Genomic DNA, 15925 nt, shown 5'->3' with positions numbered 1-15925 from the left:
AGTAGACATATGGTTCACCTCGTTCTGATAGCCTACTCTAAGCGTAGGGCTTGAGAGTGAGGCGGACCATATAATTAACCCCGGAACAGGGGCCGGGGGATCTCAAGTGAGATAAAGAGCGGGAAATACCACGTTTGCATGAATCACGCCTACCGGATTAGCCGTCCGGTAAGCGGGATGGGGAGTGCGATTAATTAATGATCGCACCTTGTTCTACCCATGTACCGATCAAGGTTCGTTCGTCGTCGGTCATTTGTGTTAGGTTGCCAAGCGGCATCACTTTTGTGGCGACAGATTGGGCAACAATACGGGGGACATTTGCTTTGATCTCTTCAGGCGTATCCAAGATCACCCCCGCCGGAGCCGCAGCAAATGCAGCATGTGTTGGGGTTGCAGAATGACAAACCGAGCAACGTTGCTGAATCACTTGATTAATCGCTTCAAAGCTGACTGCCAAGCCATGTGATGGCGTCTCTCCCGTTTCTCCACTCACTTGCTGATTGACGGATTCAACGGTAACTGGAGCCTTAGCGACTGGCGCGGCTGGCTTGTTGGCGTATGGCGATGTGACAAATGCTAGGGTAATCATACCCAACGCTGCCACTGGTACCGTCCACGCGAACTTCTGACTACCATGACGGGTGTTAAAGTAATGACGAACTAAGATACTAAAGATCGCCAGACCCGCCAGAATTGCCCAGTTATACTCCGAACCGTAAGTGCTCGGGAAGTGATTACTGATCATAATAAACAGCACTGGCAGAGTCAGATAGTTGTTGTGACGAGAGCGGAGCAAACCTTTCGCGGGCAATGCTGGGTCGGGTTCGCGGTTCTCTTCAATCGCACTGACCAAATTACGCTGAGCAGGCATAATCACGCGGAACACATTACCGACCATGATGGTACCAATAATCGCACCGACGTGAATGTACGCGCCACGACCACTGAACACCTGAGCCAAACCGTAGGCCGCAGCCACCAGCAGTATAAATAGCACAGCTCCAAGTAACATTGGGGTTTTACCTAATGGAGAGTCACAGAGAAAATCATAGACAAACCAGCCAGCAACCAATGCCCCTACACCTATCGCTATGGCAGTCGTTGGCGCCATACCTGATCCAGGTGCGATCAGGTAGATTTCTGCGTTAAGGTAGTAAACCACCCCCAACAACAGCACACCGGTAATCCATGTGAAATAAGCTTCCCATTTAAACCAATGCAAATGCTCTGGCATTTCAGGTGGTGCTAATTTGTATTTTTCCAAGTGGTAAATACCACCACCATGAATAGCCCACAAGTCCCCTGATAGGCCTGTTTTCGGGTTAACGCGATTTAAGTTGTTTTCTAACCAAACAAAGTAAAACGAAGCGCCAATCCATGCGATGCCAACTATCATGTGAACCCAGCGAATCGCCAGATTCAACCACTCCGTGATATGTGGATCCATAATAAACTCCTTTACAACGCGCTTTCCATGCGTTGCGTAATTTCCTTATTGTTGATGCTTGGGAGATCTTCAAGATGAAGTGACACTAAATCCGTCTCAAAAAAAACTTCATCACAGTTATGCCCTTCTCCACCACGATCAACGATTAAAAACTGATCCTGATCTCTTAGTGCCAGCACAGGGTGATGCCAAACGCCTTTATGGTAATTGACGCCTTGACGTCCATTACTCAAGAATGCTCGACACTCTTGAAGGCTCGGGGCATCACCTTGTGGTGCGACGACAATGAGATAGGGTTGACCAAGCAAGGGAACAAAAGCCTGAGATCCCAAAGGATGACGCTCCAGCATTTGTATCGTTAACGGGTAGCTAAGCGGTGTTGCTTGGAAGATGCTGATGATCGCCTCACCACCTTGTTGCTGCACATCTGCCGTTGCGAGTTTGTGGTAACGACGTGTCGAACCATTATTGATCATGAAGTAATCACGATTATCTACTTCGATGACATCACCAAACTGGGCAAAAGCTTGTTTGGTTAAAGGCTCGATGGTTAAACGGCGAGTTCCATTGCTCATAGTCACTTCCTCGCTTATTTCGCTTTGGTGCCAAACAAACGTAAACGGCTGATACCACCATCAGGGAAGATATTCAGACGCACATGCGTGACCGAACCTAGATCATTCACTTCCGATACGAACTCATGAATATCGTGCGCTTTCAATTTTTGCGCTGGCAACAGTTCGCGCCAGAATAGACTTTGAGTCGCCACTTGATCATCGGTACCACCTTTCACATATGCCGCCTGAATCGAACAGCTATCAGGGAAGTTACCTTTGAAGTGCGCCGTATCGACCACGATGCGATCAATATTGCCTGCATGGCCTAACGCAACAATAACCCAGTCATTACCCGGTGTACGACGACGAGCGGTTTCCCAGCCATCACCCATATTCTCACCACGACCAGGACCAAGAATGTTGGATTTGGTGCCATAGTGCTCATCACTACATGCCAACGCACGACCACCGTTTTCTACCGCGGCAAGGTCAACTTGCTGCTGCGGGTCGATACGATCCCAGTCGACACTCGGACGACCGTAAACACGCAAACGAGCCACACCACCATCTGGGTAGATGTTCAAACGTAAGTGAGTAAACACTTCGTTGCTATCGATTTTTTCTAAGTGATGATGGTTGCCTTGCAAACTCATTGACGGCAGGATCTCCTGCCACTCAGTCGCGTCTGTCGGATCACCGTCTGGTGAGTAACAAGCATCAATAGACGCCGAGGGAGGGAAGTTACCAGTAAAGAATGAAGTGTCGATATCAACACCTGCGATCGTACCCGCAAGGCCCAAGCGAATCACACAGTAGTCGTAGCCTTCACCGCGTTTACGGCGGCTTTCCCAACCATCCATCCACTTACCGTTATCATCATAAACGCCTTCCTTCCACTCCGGTGCTTCGCGGCGCAGTAGTCGGCTCTTGTCTGCAAAGAAATCGTCAGTGGCGTAAATTGCTTGTGCGCCAAGTTTGTCATCAGCGAGGTTAATGTATTGTTCAAAATCTAAGGACATTTCCTTTATCCTTCCAATTATTCAAAAATAGGTTAAATGAGTAGGGCTCTTGGTAAAGAGCGGTAAAGCGTGATAGTCGCCAGCTCTGTGACTTACATATCTCGCAGACGAAACAGGGCAATCTTATTGATCTCCTGAATCGCAGTAGCAAACTCAGTTTCACTATCATTGCCTAATCGCTTCTCGAACGACTCAAGAATTTGGTAACGATTGGCCCCTTTCACTGCCATGATGAAGGGAAAGTTGAAGCGACTTTTGTAACTGTTGTTGTACGTGGTGAATTTTTCAAACTCTTCAGCTGAGCACTGATCAATACCCGCACCCGCTTGTTCTGCGGTAGACGCCGCAGTGAGTTCTCCGTTGATTGCTGCTCGCCCAGCTAAATCTGGGTGAGCATTAATAAGATCGAGTTGCTGCTGTTTATCCGCTTCGAGCAAGGTATTCGCCATTCTTAGGTGTAGATTGGCGATCTGATCATCTTTGTCACTTAAGCCTTGATCGTACACAGATTCCGCAACCCATGGACTGTGTTCATACACATCACCAAAGTGAGTGACAAATTCCGTACGTTCCATTGTCGATGGTTTGCAAAAACGAAATTCCGCCATTTTTTATTTCTCCTTTAGTGGTGTGTATGGGTGGTGCTCATGCCAATGGCGAGCAATATCAACACGGCGGCATAACCAAACATCGTCATGTTGTTTTACGTATTCGAGAAAGCGTTTCAGAGAAGCTATTCGCCCTGGACGGCCAATCAAACGACAGTGTAAACCTACCGACATCATCTTCGGTGCGGTCTCACCCTCGGCGTACAATGTGTCAAAGGTATCTTTCAGATACTGGTAAAACTGCTCACCAGAGTTAAAACCTTGCACCGTTGCAAATCGCATATCGTTCACATCGAGTGTGTAAGGGATCACCAGTTGCGGGGTTCCAGTTTCTGTATGCCAGTAAGGTAAGTCATCATCATAAGCATCTGAGTCATAGAGAAAGCCCCCTTCTTGGGCCACAATGCGGCGCGTATTCGGGCCTGTTCGACCGGTATACCAACCGAGTGGACGTTCTCCAGTCAACTGCTTGATGATCTCAATCGCCTTCATCATATGGTCACGCTCTTGAGACTCATCCATATATTGATAGTCAATCCAGCGATAGCCATGGCTACAGATTTCGTGCCCGGCTTGCACCATAGCTTTAGCCACATCAGGATGTCGCTCGATAGCCATGGCAACCGCAAACACTGTTAACGGAATCTCATACTCATCGAACAGCTTTAGCACACGCCAAACACCAGCTCGACTACCGTATTCATAGATAGATTCCATGCTGATATGACGTTCCCCTTTAATCGGTTGAGCAGCGGGAATCTCCGACAAAAATGCTTCGGATTCATCATCTCCGTGGAGCAGACAGCGTTCACCACCTTCTTCATAATTCAAGACAAATGACACAGCGACACGGGCGCCGCCTGGCCATTTAGGGTCAGGTGGATTCGCACCATAGCCAATCAGGTCTCGCGAATATTCCTTATCCATTCAGGCTCTCCTTAAATACAAGATGCGCTCAATTGGCACCTTCTCAATCTCACACACTCATTGTATACAATAAATTATCTCAATGTAAAGATTTTGTTGTTGAAGTTAAATTAAAGATGCAAATTCAATTTATTCATAAACTTACAATTATAACCATAGCCATAAGACAACGATTTCATCTCACAAAATTGATTTTACCCCGCCTTCATTAGTAACAAATTTATAACAACATGCTTTACTAACCGAATATTTTGTGTACATATATAGTTATCAAAAGTCGAACTGAATACCTCTTTGTATACAATTTGACGTTAACCAAAACTAAGGAGAGCGCTAGGCGCAATTAACAATTATGGGCAAATTAACCACTCACGTATTGGATACAATGCACGGTGTTCCAGGTGCCGAGATTCAAGTTGAGCTGTTTCGTGTGGAAGGAGATTCCCTCACCAAGATTAAAACAGTCACAACAAATTTTGATGGGCGAACCGATGAACCCGTTCTTGAAGGTGACACTTTCACAACAGGAAAGTATCAGTTGGTGTTTCATGTCGCTGACTACTACCGCAAGCGAGATGTCGATTTAGGGGATATTCCTTTCCTAGATGACGTGGTGATTCGTTTTGGTCTTGGTGAAGAAGGCGCTCACTACCATGTACCACTGCTGGTTTCACCATATAGCTTCTCGACCTATAGAGGCAGCTAATACCCAGCAATCTAACAACGTCAAATACATTAATACATCAGGAGAATTGGAGTCTGCAGATAAACCTTTCGGTAACAAAACATCCTAATGCAGAGTGCGGTATTCAATTTCAGAAAAACCAAAACAAAAGGACTTGCTGACATGAATGAAAGCAAAGCAGAAGTGCTTAACAGCGAAAGCCAAGCCGGTGGCTTACTAGAGCGCTTTTTTAAACTGAAAGAACATGGAACCAGCGTGAAAAACGAGATGATCGGGGGGATCACCACGTTCGCGACCATGGCGTACATCATTTTCGTCAACCCACAAATTATGGCTGCGTCAGGAATGGATTCTGGGGCGGTATTCGTCGCAACTTGTATCGGTGCGGCGATCGGCTGTCTACTTATGGGGCTTTTTGCGAACTGGCCAGTTGGTCTAGCACCAGGCATGGGGCTCAATGCTTTCTTCTCGTTCACCGTAGTCAGTGAAATGGGTTACAGCTGGGAAGTTGCACTCGGCGCGGTATTTTTGTCCGGTATTCTATTCGTCGGTATGAGTTTCTACAAAATCCGACAATGGATTATCGAAAGTATTCCGGAGAGTTTACGTTTCTCTATGACTGCCGGCGTTGGCCTATTTCTTGGTCTGATTGGTCTTAAAACCGCAGGTATCGTTGTCGAAAACCCAGCTACTTTGGTTTCATTGGGAGACTTTACAAAACCCGATGCTATGCTCGCTGCGATCGCTTTCCTAATCATCGCTGTACTGAGTGAGCGCAAGGTGTTTGGTGCCGTATTGATCGGTATTCTCAGTGTCACCGTTATCGGCATGATGTTAGGGCTAGTCCATTACAATGGCTTCTTTGCCACACCACCAAGTATCGCTCCTACCTTTATGGCAATGGACATTGCTGGTGCATTCAACATCTCTATGGTCAGCGTTATTCTGGCATTCTTGTTCGTGAATATGTTTGATACGGCTGGCACACTAATGGGCGTTGCTGAACGTGCCAATTTAGTCAATAAAGAAACAGGCCGAATTGAAGGGCTTAGCAAGGCGTTAAAAGCAGATTCGATCTCAAGTGTTGCTGGTGCATGCGTGGGTTGCCCGCCAGTAACCAGTTACGTAGAAAGTGCTGCGGGCGTTGCCGCTGGTGCTCGTACAGGCTTGTCTGCGATTGTGGTTGCGGTTCTTTTCCTCGCGGCGATTTTCCTCTCGCCTCTCGCCGGCATGATCCCAGCGTACGCAACCGCCGGTGCTCTGATCTATGTTGCTTTCGTTATGATGAGCAGTATGCAGCACGTCGATTGGAAGGATTTCACCAACGGAGCACCAGCGGCCATCACCGCGCTAATGATGCCTCTCACCTTCTCAATTGCTAACGGTATCGCACTTGGTTTTATCACCTATACCGTGCTCAAAGTCGCTACCGGTAAGACAAAAGATGTTTCCATCTCAATGTACTTCCTGACGGTCGTCTTTGTTGCCAAGCTTATCTACATCTAAGCCTGATTAGCCGCAATTATTTCAATCAAACACACCACTGGCCTGATACAAGATTCAGGCTAGTGGTCAACATACACATTTCGTGACCCTACGCATGTCGATATTCGTCAACTGATCGAACGCCATAAACGAGCGGCTTCCCGTTTAGCTAAAAAAGCCCTCGGTGAGTAACTGAACATTCGTACTCACTCAGTGCCAATCTGACAATTACCAGATTGGCACGCTATTCACTCGCCTTTTCTTAGGTCATTCGTTTCCTGAATAAAGCATTCATCAGCAATTCATCTCTGTCGATGCAAAGTATCCATACTTTAAGCATGGAGTATAGACAAGCGTTTAAACTATTTAAATGATCAGCAAACATCTGTGAATTGCATCGCGGCTAATTTTGGAAAATTGGATATGCTTAAGGCAACGACAATTAAGGAACTCAATCAAGATGAAAAAATTGATCATTCTGTTGCTGGCGGCCATAGCGGTCTTTAGTGTTCCATCCATCGCTTCAGAACGTGCCGATATTGGCTGGCAGTGGATCAAGCAGGGTGCATTAATCGTCGATGTTCGAACCCCGCAGGAGTTCGAAGCTGGGCACCTAGACAACGCTGTCAACTACCCCCTATCTCAACTGGCGACGCACTTTGCCAACATCGACAAAGAGAAACAAATCGTCCTCTACTGCCGGAGCGGAAACCGCTCAGGTCAAGCCTATCAATACTTAGTTTCTCAAGGGTTTGCTAATCTGCACAATGCTGGCGGTTTGGTCGAGATGCAAAATGCTCAGTAACCTCTACTGAGCATCATCCTCTAAATCTGATACTGCTTAACCAAACTCAGAGCGGTTTGGTAGGAGTCTATCAGCTCAGCCTGATTCTTACCGTGATTGTGATAAAACAACGCCCCTTGCTCATTAAGCATCGGGTAAGCGTCTTTAATCATCGCCAACACAGCCTCAACTCGTTTAATGGTAGTAGGCGTGCAGCTTCTCCCCGCCAAGTCATCTTCGATATCCAGCACATGTGAGCGGAACATTTCCACCTCAAACAACTGCTTTAACTTTCGCTCATTAGCCAAGGTGATTTGATAGTCTGTGATTTGCTGGCGCTTTGCCATCAACACCGGCTTGCTAGCGTTTTGATTTTGCAACCATTCAAAGTGCAAGGTCAGAGCTTTAAGTGCCTGACGCTTCACTTTTCTAAACACTGACAATGACTGAGAAATGGAATAACCCTGCTCCAAAAACCAACCGGAGAGAAAGCGCGTCTCGAAACGTTCGCAAAGTTCAAACAGAGGGTCGCTCATTCCATTACTATTCAGCTCATTCAAAGGATCAAAACGGTACATATAGCCAAAGTCGAATAGCCATAGTTTGCCATTCGCATCCACCAGCAAATTTCCTGCACAGAGATCCCACTCAAACAGTCCAATCCTTTCACAGGCAGTTAACGTCGAAAACAGTTGCTCAAGCAGTGAGTGCGTAATCTTGCTGATAGGCTCGGCTTCAATCCAATCAGACAAAATTATCCCAAGCCGATAGTCGGCATAAACGGTCGGGACTATGCATTCAAACGCATCGCTCGTTGCCGGATTATCTTTGTGGCACTGTAAATCAGCACGACGTTGTACTTCATTCAAAAACGAAAATTGACCATCCAGATTTTGTACCTTGGCAACTGGACGCTTTTTCTTCAGAGTGTAATCTTTGCCAGCGAAGCGAAGTCGAAACACTTCAGCGGTAAGGCCGCTTTGAAAAGTTTCAACGACATAAGGGCTATCACTGGTGGTTGAGGCCAGTTGCTCGAGATCGATTGGGCAGTTTTCCATCTCACCCACAACGAGGTTTTCGCCACTGAGTTCAAATTGCTGTTGTTCCTTTTGACGCTGATTCATTGTTAAGTCCTTTTTCCGCCGTGAAGTGGTGATTTTATCAGCAGACAGGACAGGCAAATCCTCCCTAATGGATTAACTTGAGGGTGAGTAGCAAGGCGTATCATCATTGTAGGGGGACACACACCATAATAATGGTGGGCACGTGCAAACCTATTTCAAGCCGAGCCCCAACGGGAGCTACAGCTCTGGTTTTTCTTGGACATTTGAATATATCGTAGCAGCGAAAGTCAGCACCACTTGGTGGCTATATAATGACCAACCATCAGGTTTAGATGAGTAGTTAGTCTAAATTCAAAGCGTATCTTTTGATTCCGCTAACGCGATTCTATAAGCTTTGTTCCATGTTTCACCCTCATAAGCCTCATTTTACTCGGTTCTCTATGCTTGTTTTTATCATTGTGGCACTTCTTATCGTGTTACTTTTGCTTCTCACTTTTTACTTCTTTCATGTTAATCAGCGTCAAAAAGAACAACTCATCACCAAAAAGACATTGTCGGTACAAGTCGATAAGCTCAAGTTGAGATTAAAAGATGACATCAGCATCATGGTGGATTCAACATGCATTTCTCAAAAGCAGGGAGACGCACTTTATCGAGTGGCGAATTACTACTTCGTTTATCAATCAATGACCCGTGAAAACGTCACAAGCTACACGGAGCTAATCGGCGATTTGCTTGGTATCATCAACGAAAACGTCTTCCCAAGACTCATCAACGAAGAAGAAATCAGCGAATCAACAAAAGACATAATGAGCCGTTTCATCCACTCATTACCACCGAGGACCGATGGTTTCACCCCTGGGTTTTATAGAAACGATTTACCCGTTTTGTTCAACAACCTAAGAGAAGCGTTAGCAGCAGAGCCCGAGGCAGAAGAAACAACAGGCGACAACAATCTAGTCATGGAAAGTTAATCATCACAAAGCGAGCCCAAAAACTCGCTTTTTTCTTATTGGGACACACGCCTTAAAACCACACCTAAACTTAAAAGCAACTAAAAGGAAACTAAAAGGACATACGTCCTAGGTTCAGGTTAAGTGGACACAGGTTAAGTGGACACACACCATAAAGGATGAAAATGGTATGAGTTGTTGATACCTCCGTGGAAGGCTGGATTATTCCAGATTGTCGCATGTAGGCGACTTTCTTAACCTAAGTGAATCAAACACTACTTGGGAAAAAAGATGACAATCGCCAGAAAACACCAACTGTGTGTCGATGCCACACCTTACTATCATTGCGTTTCTCGCTGTGTCAGACGAAGTTTTCTATGTGGAAAAGACCCCGTTACCCAGCAGTGCTATGAACACCGACGGGATTGGATTAAAAGAAAGATGTTGGCGCTATCGCAAGTCTATTGCATCGATATCTGCGCTTACGCCATCATGGCCAACCACTATCATCTAGTTGTGCATATCAATTGTTCAAAAGCCCTAAACTTATCTCATCAAGAAGTGGTTGAGCGTTGGAAGCAAGACCACAAGTTGCCAAGTTTAATAACGAGGTGGTTAGATGGGCAACTCACCAATAATGTTGAAGTCGAAGCATGTATGACTATTATTGAGTCGTGGCGAGAACGGTTATGGAACCTCAGTTGGTTTATGAAAGAGCTCAACTTTGACATTGCTTGCCAAGCGAACAAAGAGGACGAGTGTAAAGGCCATTTTTGGGAAAGTCGTTTTAAAAGTCAGGCCTTACTTGATGAACAAGCACTTGCTGCCACCATGGCTTACGTTGATTTAAATCCATTAAGAGCAGGGATAGCGAAGACGCCAGAGGCCTCAGACTATACATCGATTCAAGCGAGAATAGAGGCACTAAACAATCAGCAAGAAACGGCGCCTTACCTCCATCCATTTATAGGCAATTCGGCAGACATTCAACTCGATGGTATTCCATTTCGACTTATCGAGTATATTGAACTGGTTGACTGGACTGCACGTCAATTCCGAGAGGGCAAAGCCCAGCTAAGTAGAAGCATTCCACCAATATTAGAGCGTTTGAATATCAACAAGCGAAAGTGGCTTAATGCTTGTACAGAGTTAGAACGTCGCCGGGCGACCAGTATAGGCTGTGTCACGAGCGCAATAATGGCCAAGCACGTGTTTAATAGAAAACGAATTAATTTGTTTCGATTGGACAGTTAGTTTTAGTACTAAACTTATGATTTCTAACTAAACCTGACGGGTTTAGCGCTTCTCAATACCTCAAGAATCCCCATAAGACCTAACCAACACTAAAATCGCTGCAATATTGAAATGAATCTCAAAGTGCGTTGATAAAACCCACGACTAGCAAAGCAACTTTCACCAAACATAGCTGAACTCGTTATGGTGTCCGTTATGGTGTCTGTCCTTAATGTTCAGTCCTTAAGGTTCTTCAACAACTTCTTCTGGTGCCTGTCCCTGAAGTATCCCCACAAAACTGAGAGAAAAAGCTAATAAATTCATTTTATTGGGAACATTCATGACGCTTAGTGATCAACAGTTTATCACCACAATAAATATGTCATCACCGAGAAACGTCATGAATGTGAAAAGTATAGTATCCAATTTTCTTAACGCTGTCCTTGGTTCAATGCATAAAACTCGAGCAAGAGCGTTTGGCGCGTGTGTTGAAAGTGTTCTCTCTGGAAATGCACTTTACGTGACTTCTATCGGAAGGGGGATCGCGACCCAAGCCTATGAAAAACATGCAATTAAAAGGGCTGACCGACTACTCTCTAATTCCCATCTGTATGAATCGAGATTGCTTGTTTATAAGCGCATGACAACTTTACTGACGTCCCATCTAACGCAGCCTGTTATTCATGTTGATTGGTCAGACTTAAATAAGCAAAAGACACTGTTTTTACTTAGAGCATCGTTGTCATTTAAAGGAAGAGCCTTGACCTTATACGAAGAAGTTCACCCTCTAGAAACAAAAGAGAAAGCCACAACACACAATGATTTTCTCAATCGACTCAAGATACTTTTGCCAACAACCTGTACTCCGATCATTGTGACTGATGCAGGATTCAAGCGCCCTTGGTTTAAGTCGGTGACATCACACGGCTGGCATTTTGTTGGCAGAGTGAGAGGAAAGGTCTGCCTGAGTCCGGACGGAAATCAAGGTGAGTGGTGTAAAGCCCTTTTCCCACGTTCAACCTCGACACCGACGTTGATGAAGAACTGGTTTATGGGCAACAAGTTGCCCTATAGAGTCAATCTCATTCTGTACAAGGCGAAATCAAAAGGCCGTATAGCAAAAACAACAAAGGGGTTACGTCAGCAATCCAATTACAGCCGAAAAAATGCTCGTCGGGCTAATGACCCTTGGGTACTTGTTACGTCGCTTCCAGCAAGACTTGAACTGGCAAAACGAGTAGTCAATATCTATAGTAATCGCATGCAAATAGAGGAGTCGTTCAGAGACTGCAAATCTGAACGATTTGGCCTTGGCATGTCAAGTCACGGAACTAAGCGACTAAAAAGAATGAGTATTTTAGTGCTTATAGCTAGCGTAGGACATCTTCTCCTCACCCTGATTGGGTTGCTAGGAGAAAGGATGAATGCACACTGTCGGTTCCAAGCTAATACAATCAAGACTCGAGCTGTTTTAAGTTATTTTTATCTTGGAATGCGTTTGTACAAGCGGCCGGGTTGGAACGTGGCAGTAAAAGAGTGGCGGAAAGGTATAGAAAGCTTCCTTATAAAACTCGCTAAAGCTCAAGAGGCGACTATATGATTTTGTGGGGATCCCTCAGTGCCTGTCCCTGTAACACTGTAACAAAAAAGGCCCTTAGCAATTTAAGAGCCTTAATATCTGTTGTCTGTGGTTTAAAGGCGGGAATTAAGCGTTTTCTGCGTCTGCTACCATTGCTTTTGCTAGCGCTTCAGCAACTTTAATACCGTCGATGCCAGCAGATAAGATACCACCCGCGTAGCCAGCACCCTCACCAGCAGGGTAGAAGCCTTTAAGGTTTATGCTCTGGAAGTCTTTACCACGTTTGATACACACTGGTGAAGACGTACGAGTCTCTACACCGGTTAGTAGACCATCTTCCGAGGCAAACCCTTTGATCTTCTTATCAAACGCTGGAATGGCTTCACGGATTGCTTCAATTGCGAAATCTGGCAATGCTTTCGAGATGTCAGTCAGCTTGATACCTGGTGTAAATGAAGGTTCAACATCACCAATCTGGCTTGGATCGCGACCTTTAAGGAAATCACCGATCTTCTGAGCTGGTGCATCGTAGTTTTCGCCGCCTAGCACGTAAGCTCCTGATTCCAGTTCACGCTGGAAACGAATACCTGCAAGTGGGTCTCCAGGGTAATCGCGCTCAGGGTCGATACCAACAACGATAGCACTGTTTGCGTTGCGCTCTGAACGTGAGTATTGGCTCATACCGTTAGTAACAACTCGCCCTTCTTCTGAAGTCGCCGCTACTACCGTTCCGCCCGGACACATACAGAAGCTGTACACAGTACGGCCATTCTTACAATGGTGAACCAGTTTGTAATCCGCGGCGCCAAGAATTGGGTTTCCTGCGTTTGGTCCAAAACGAGCTTCATCAATCATCGACTGTTTATGTTCGACACGGAATCCCACAGAGAATGGTTTCGCTTCCATATAAACACCACGATCATGCAGCATCTCAAACGTGTCACGAGCACTGTGACCAACTGCAAGAACAACATAGCGTGAATGAATTTGCTCACCATTTGACAATGTAAGACCAGTAATCTGTTCACCATCCATGTGGATGTCATCGACACGAGTACTGAAACGAATTTCACCACCTAGCTCGATGATTTTCGCACGCATTTTCTCAATCATGGTAACCAGCTTAAAGGTACCAATATGTGGCTTACTGACGTATAGAATCTCTTCTGGTGCGCCTGCTTCAACAAACTCAGTGATCACTTTACGACCGTAAAAGTTTGGATCTTTCACCTGGCTGTATAACTTACCGTCAGAAAAAGTACCTGCACCACCCTCACCAAACTGTACGTTTGATTCTGTATTTAGGGTGCGTTTGCGCCAAAAGCCAAACGTATCTTTAGTACGCTCACGTACTTCTTTGCCACGCTCGACAATAATAGGGTTGAAACCCATCTGCGCGAGAACAAGACCGGCAAATAGACCACAAGGACCAAAACCGATCACAACTGGACGCTCTGTTAGGTTCTTAGGTGCCTGAGCGACAAACTTATATTCCATATCTGGCGTCTGTTTAACGTGCGGATCGCTAACGAACTGCTCAAGCAATGCTGCTTCGTTCTCGACCACAACGTCCAGAGTATAGATAAGTAGGATGTTCGCTTTCTTACGAGCATCGTAGCCACGTCTAAAGATATTGAAAGAGATAACTTGGTCAGCTGAAATACCAAGTTTCTTTGTAATAGCAGCGATTAACGCCCCTTCCTCGTGATCTAGAGGAAGCTTGAGTTCATTTAAACGTATCATGTAGATGTCTCGTAATCATAGGTGTCTTAGCCAAGCCGAAAAGGCGAGCTCACAATGGCGCGCATTTTACGAGAAATTGATTTGTCTGTCATACTAAAATCAGTTTGGTGAACTCATTTACACGAAGATTCACTGCATAGAATGTTGAATTTTGCCTTGGGATGAGTATTATCCCCATTCTTCAATTTTGACTAACTAAAGAGCGGATCGTCATGGCGTTTGTGGTAACGGATAACTGTATCCAATGTAAATATACTGACTGTGTTGCGGTATGCCCTGCTGATGCCTTCCATGAAGGGCCAAACTTTATGGTGATCAACCCGATTGAATGTATCGATTGTGGTCTATGTGTTGACGAATGTGATGCACACGCGATCTTTCAAGAAGACGAAGTGCCAGATGATCAAACCATCTACATTCAGTTAAATGCGGAATTGGCAGAATTGTGGCCAGTTCAAACGGAAGTCAAACCAGCCATGGACGAAGCAGAAAAATGGAATGGCGTGCCTAACAAACTAGACATGCTGGAAAAATAGAAGCGAGCGATTCACTCCTCTCTCGCGACTTGATACGCTGCGTCTTAGCTGTGCTGACGACGCAGGTTATCGAGAATAATTCCCGTCGCCATTGCCACATTCAATGATTCGGCACCACCGAAAGCGGGAATAGTAATCTTATCAGTGACGTATTTTGCCGCTTGCTCGCGAATGCCGTGAGACTCACTGCCCATCAATAAAATACCTTGCGCAGCAAACTCAGTTTTATGCACGCTCTCACCCTCTAAAAACGCACCATAAACAGGCAATTTCGCTTGTTCCAGATACTCAGGCAAGTCTAACTGGCTAACTGTCACACGACCAAAGCTACCCATGGTCGCGCTGATCGTTTTTGGATTATAAGGATCAGCACAATCCGTACTGGCAATAATGTGCTTAATGCCATACCAGTCAGCAACGCGAATAATGGTGCCCAGATTACCCGGATCCGAAACACCATCCAAAGCAATCATCAACCCTTGCGCCTTTGGCACTTCTACACTTGGGATCTCAACCACAGCAATCGCCGCATTGTTACTCACCAGCGTACTCGCTTTAGTCAGGTCATCGAGCGAAGCTTCTATACACTCGAAACCACTTAACTCTTGGCTGTGCTGCGCTAAAAATTCACTGGTAGCAAACACATACTTCACCGACAGAGTGCTGTTGACCAACTCAAGGACATTCTTTTCACCCTGAACCAAAAACAGACCATGCGCCTTGCGCTGTTTCTTTTGGCCTAAAGCTCGAAGTAATTTAAGTTGGTTTTTCGAAATCATAATCTTTCCAGAGTGAAATTGGGGTGTCCCGGATAAAAGCGCAAGGATTATAGATGAAAGCGATTTAACCTGCCACCTGCTTACTGCTCATGGGTCATTTTTGTTGCCACCGCAAAACGGTTCCAGGCATTGATCATGATCACTTGCATCATCGCCTGCGCCAACAACTCCTCACCAAGATATTCACGCGCGACTTGGTAAACCTCATCAGACACTCCGCCTTTCGCAATCAGTGTCATTTCATCAGTCAGTGCCAGTACCGCTCTCTCTTCAGCGTCAAACAGCGGCGACTCCTTCCATGCCGACAGAGCAAACAGCTTTTTAGCATCAATACCCAGCTTCTCCGCTTCGGTCACATGCATTTCAATACAGTAAGCGCACTGGTTAATCATCGAGGCACGCAGCTTTATAAGCTTCTTAAGCGACGTCGACAAGCGGGCTTCAGCTACATAACCCTCTACGCTTAACATCGCCGTTAACGCTTTGGGTTCCACTTGAGCAATATTGATTCGTGTAGTCATAGTCT

At 45.7% G+C, this 15925-nt stretch carries 16 protein-coding genes; 7 read left to right on the top strand and 9 right to left on the bottom strand.

All coding sequences use genetic code 11. From position 1 onward, the window contains the following. Positions 1 to 190: 190 nt before the first annotated feature. The 5 genes from ACQEXR_RS15960 to puuE form a co-directional block, all read right to left on the bottom strand. Positions 191 to 1447: a urate hydroxylase PuuD gene (locus ACQEXR_RS15960; RefSeq protein ID WP_427020724.1), complete on the bottom strand. Its 1257-nt coding sequence runs from the start codon at positions 1445 to 1447 to the stop codon at positions 191 to 193. A gap of 11 nt (positions 1448 to 1458) precedes the next feature. Next, the gene (locus tag ACQEXR_RS15955; RefSeq protein ID WP_427020723.1) at positions 1459 to 2022 is read right to left on the bottom strand and encodes an ureidoglycolate lyase; all 564 of its coding nucleotides are present in this window, start codon (positions 2020 to 2022) and stop codon (positions 1459 to 1461) included. 14 nt (positions 2023 to 2036) lie between these two features. Further along, a complete protein-coding gene (alc, locus tag ACQEXR_RS15950) occupies positions 2037 to 3023 on the bottom strand; it encodes an allantoicase (RefSeq protein WP_426951724.1) in 987 nt (328 codons plus the stop codon). Positions 3024 to 3115: 92 nt separating this feature from the next. Continuing rightward, positions 3116 to 3631: a 2-oxo-4-hydroxy-4-carboxy-5-ureidoimidazoline decarboxylase gene (gene uraD, locus ACQEXR_RS15945; RefSeq protein ID WP_269375402.1), complete on the bottom strand. Its 516-nt coding sequence runs from the start codon at positions 3629 to 3631 to the stop codon at positions 3116 to 3118. Positions 3632 to 3634: 3 nt separating this feature from the next. Continuing rightward, positions 3635 to 4558 carry an allantoinase PuuE gene (gene puuE, locus ACQEXR_RS15940; RefSeq protein WP_426951725.1) on the bottom strand — a complete coding sequence of 308 codons (924 nt, stop codon included), beginning with the start codon at positions 4556 to 4558 and terminating at the stop codon, positions 3635 to 3637. A 352-nt stretch (positions 4559 to 4910) separates the two neighbouring features. On the opposite strand from puuE, the gene uraH reads away from it, so the two are divergent. The 3 genes from uraH (at position 4911) to ACQEXR_RS15925 (ending at position 7533) form a co-directional block, all read left to right on the top strand. Further along, on the top strand, positions 4911 to 5264 hold the full coding sequence (gene uraH, locus ACQEXR_RS15935; RefSeq protein ID WP_269375400.1) for a hydroxyisourate hydrolase: 354 nt from the start codon (positions 4911 to 4913) through the stop codon (positions 5262 to 5264). A 141-nt stretch (positions 5265 to 5405) separates the two neighbouring features. Further along, positions 5406 to 6749 carry an NCS2 family permease gene (locus ACQEXR_RS15930; protein ID WP_426951727.1) on the top strand — a complete coding sequence of 448 codons (1344 nt, stop codon included), beginning with the start codon at positions 5406 to 5408 and terminating at the stop codon, positions 6747 to 6749. A gap of 439 nt (positions 6750 to 7188) precedes the next feature. After that, positions 7189 to 7533 carry a rhodanese-like domain-containing protein gene (locus ACQEXR_RS15925; protein WP_427020722.1) on the top strand — a complete coding sequence of 115 codons (345 nt, stop codon included), beginning with the start codon at positions 7189 to 7191 and terminating at the stop codon, positions 7531 to 7533. A 20-nt stretch (positions 7534 to 7553) separates the two neighbouring features. Here ACQEXR_RS15925 and ACQEXR_RS15920 read toward each other — a convergent pair whose 3' ends face one another. After that, the gene (locus ACQEXR_RS15920) at positions 7554 to 8636 is read right to left on the bottom strand and encodes an AarF/UbiB family protein (protein WP_427020721.1); all 1083 of its coding nucleotides are present in this window, start codon (positions 8634 to 8636) and stop codon (positions 7554 to 7556) included. A 380-nt stretch (positions 8637 to 9016) separates the two neighbouring features. On the opposite strand from ACQEXR_RS15920, the gene ACQEXR_RS15915 reads away from it, so the two are divergent. The 3 genes from ACQEXR_RS15915 to ACQEXR_RS15905 all read left to right on the top strand — a co-directional run bounded on the left by ACQEXR_RS15915 (position 9017) and on the right by ACQEXR_RS15905 (position 12362). Continuing rightward, entirely contained in the window at positions 9017 to 9550 is a 534-nt protein-coding gene (locus ACQEXR_RS15915; protein ID WP_427020720.1) for a hypothetical protein, read from the top strand. Positions 9551 to 9820: 270 nt separating this feature from the next. Then, a complete protein-coding gene (locus tag ACQEXR_RS15910; RefSeq protein ID WP_427020719.1) occupies positions 9821 to 10783 on the top strand; it encodes a transposase in 963 nt (320 codons plus the stop codon). Between the two features lie 319 nt (positions 10784 to 11102). After that, positions 11103 to 12362 (top strand): IS4 family transposase, encoded by a 1260-nt coding sequence (locus tag ACQEXR_RS15905; RefSeq protein ID WP_427020718.1) that lies wholly within the window; start codon positions 11103 to 11105, stop codon positions 12360 to 12362. A 105-nt stretch (positions 12363 to 12467) separates the two neighbouring features. Here ACQEXR_RS15905 and ACQEXR_RS15900 read toward each other — a convergent pair whose 3' ends face one another. Next, positions 12468 to 14084, bottom strand: coding sequence for an NAD(P)/FAD-dependent oxidoreductase (locus tag ACQEXR_RS15900; protein WP_331417915.1), 1617 nt, complete (start codon positions 14082 to 14084; stop codon positions 12468 to 12470). Between the two features lie 212 nt (positions 14085 to 14296). On the opposite strand from ACQEXR_RS15900, the gene fdxA reads away from it, so the two are divergent. After that, positions 14297 to 14620, top strand: a complete 324-nt coding sequence (gene fdxA, locus ACQEXR_RS15895) for a ferredoxin FdxA (protein ID WP_006880303.1) — start codon at positions 14297 to 14299, stop codon at positions 14618 to 14620. Between the two features lie 44 nt (positions 14621 to 14664). Here fdxA and ACQEXR_RS15890 read toward each other — a convergent pair whose 3' ends face one another. Further along, a complete protein-coding gene (locus ACQEXR_RS15890) occupies positions 14665 to 15399 on the bottom strand; it encodes an RNA methyltransferase (RefSeq protein WP_427020717.1) in 735 nt (244 codons plus the stop codon). Positions 15400 to 15479: 80 nt separating this feature from the next. Next, positions 15480 to 15920 (bottom strand): carboxymuconolactone decarboxylase family protein, encoded by a 441-nt coding sequence (locus tag ACQEXR_RS15885; protein WP_427020716.1) that lies wholly within the window; start codon positions 15918 to 15920, stop codon positions 15480 to 15482. Positions 15921 to 15925: the final 5 nt, after the last annotated feature.

Origin of the sequence: Vibrio sp. TRT 2004, from assembly GCF_050113735.1 — a bacterium.
Lineage (GTDB): Bacteria > Pseudomonadota > Gammaproteobacteria > Enterobacterales > Vibrionaceae > Vibrio.
This window is presented reverse-complemented; position numbering and strand designations above follow the sequence as displayed.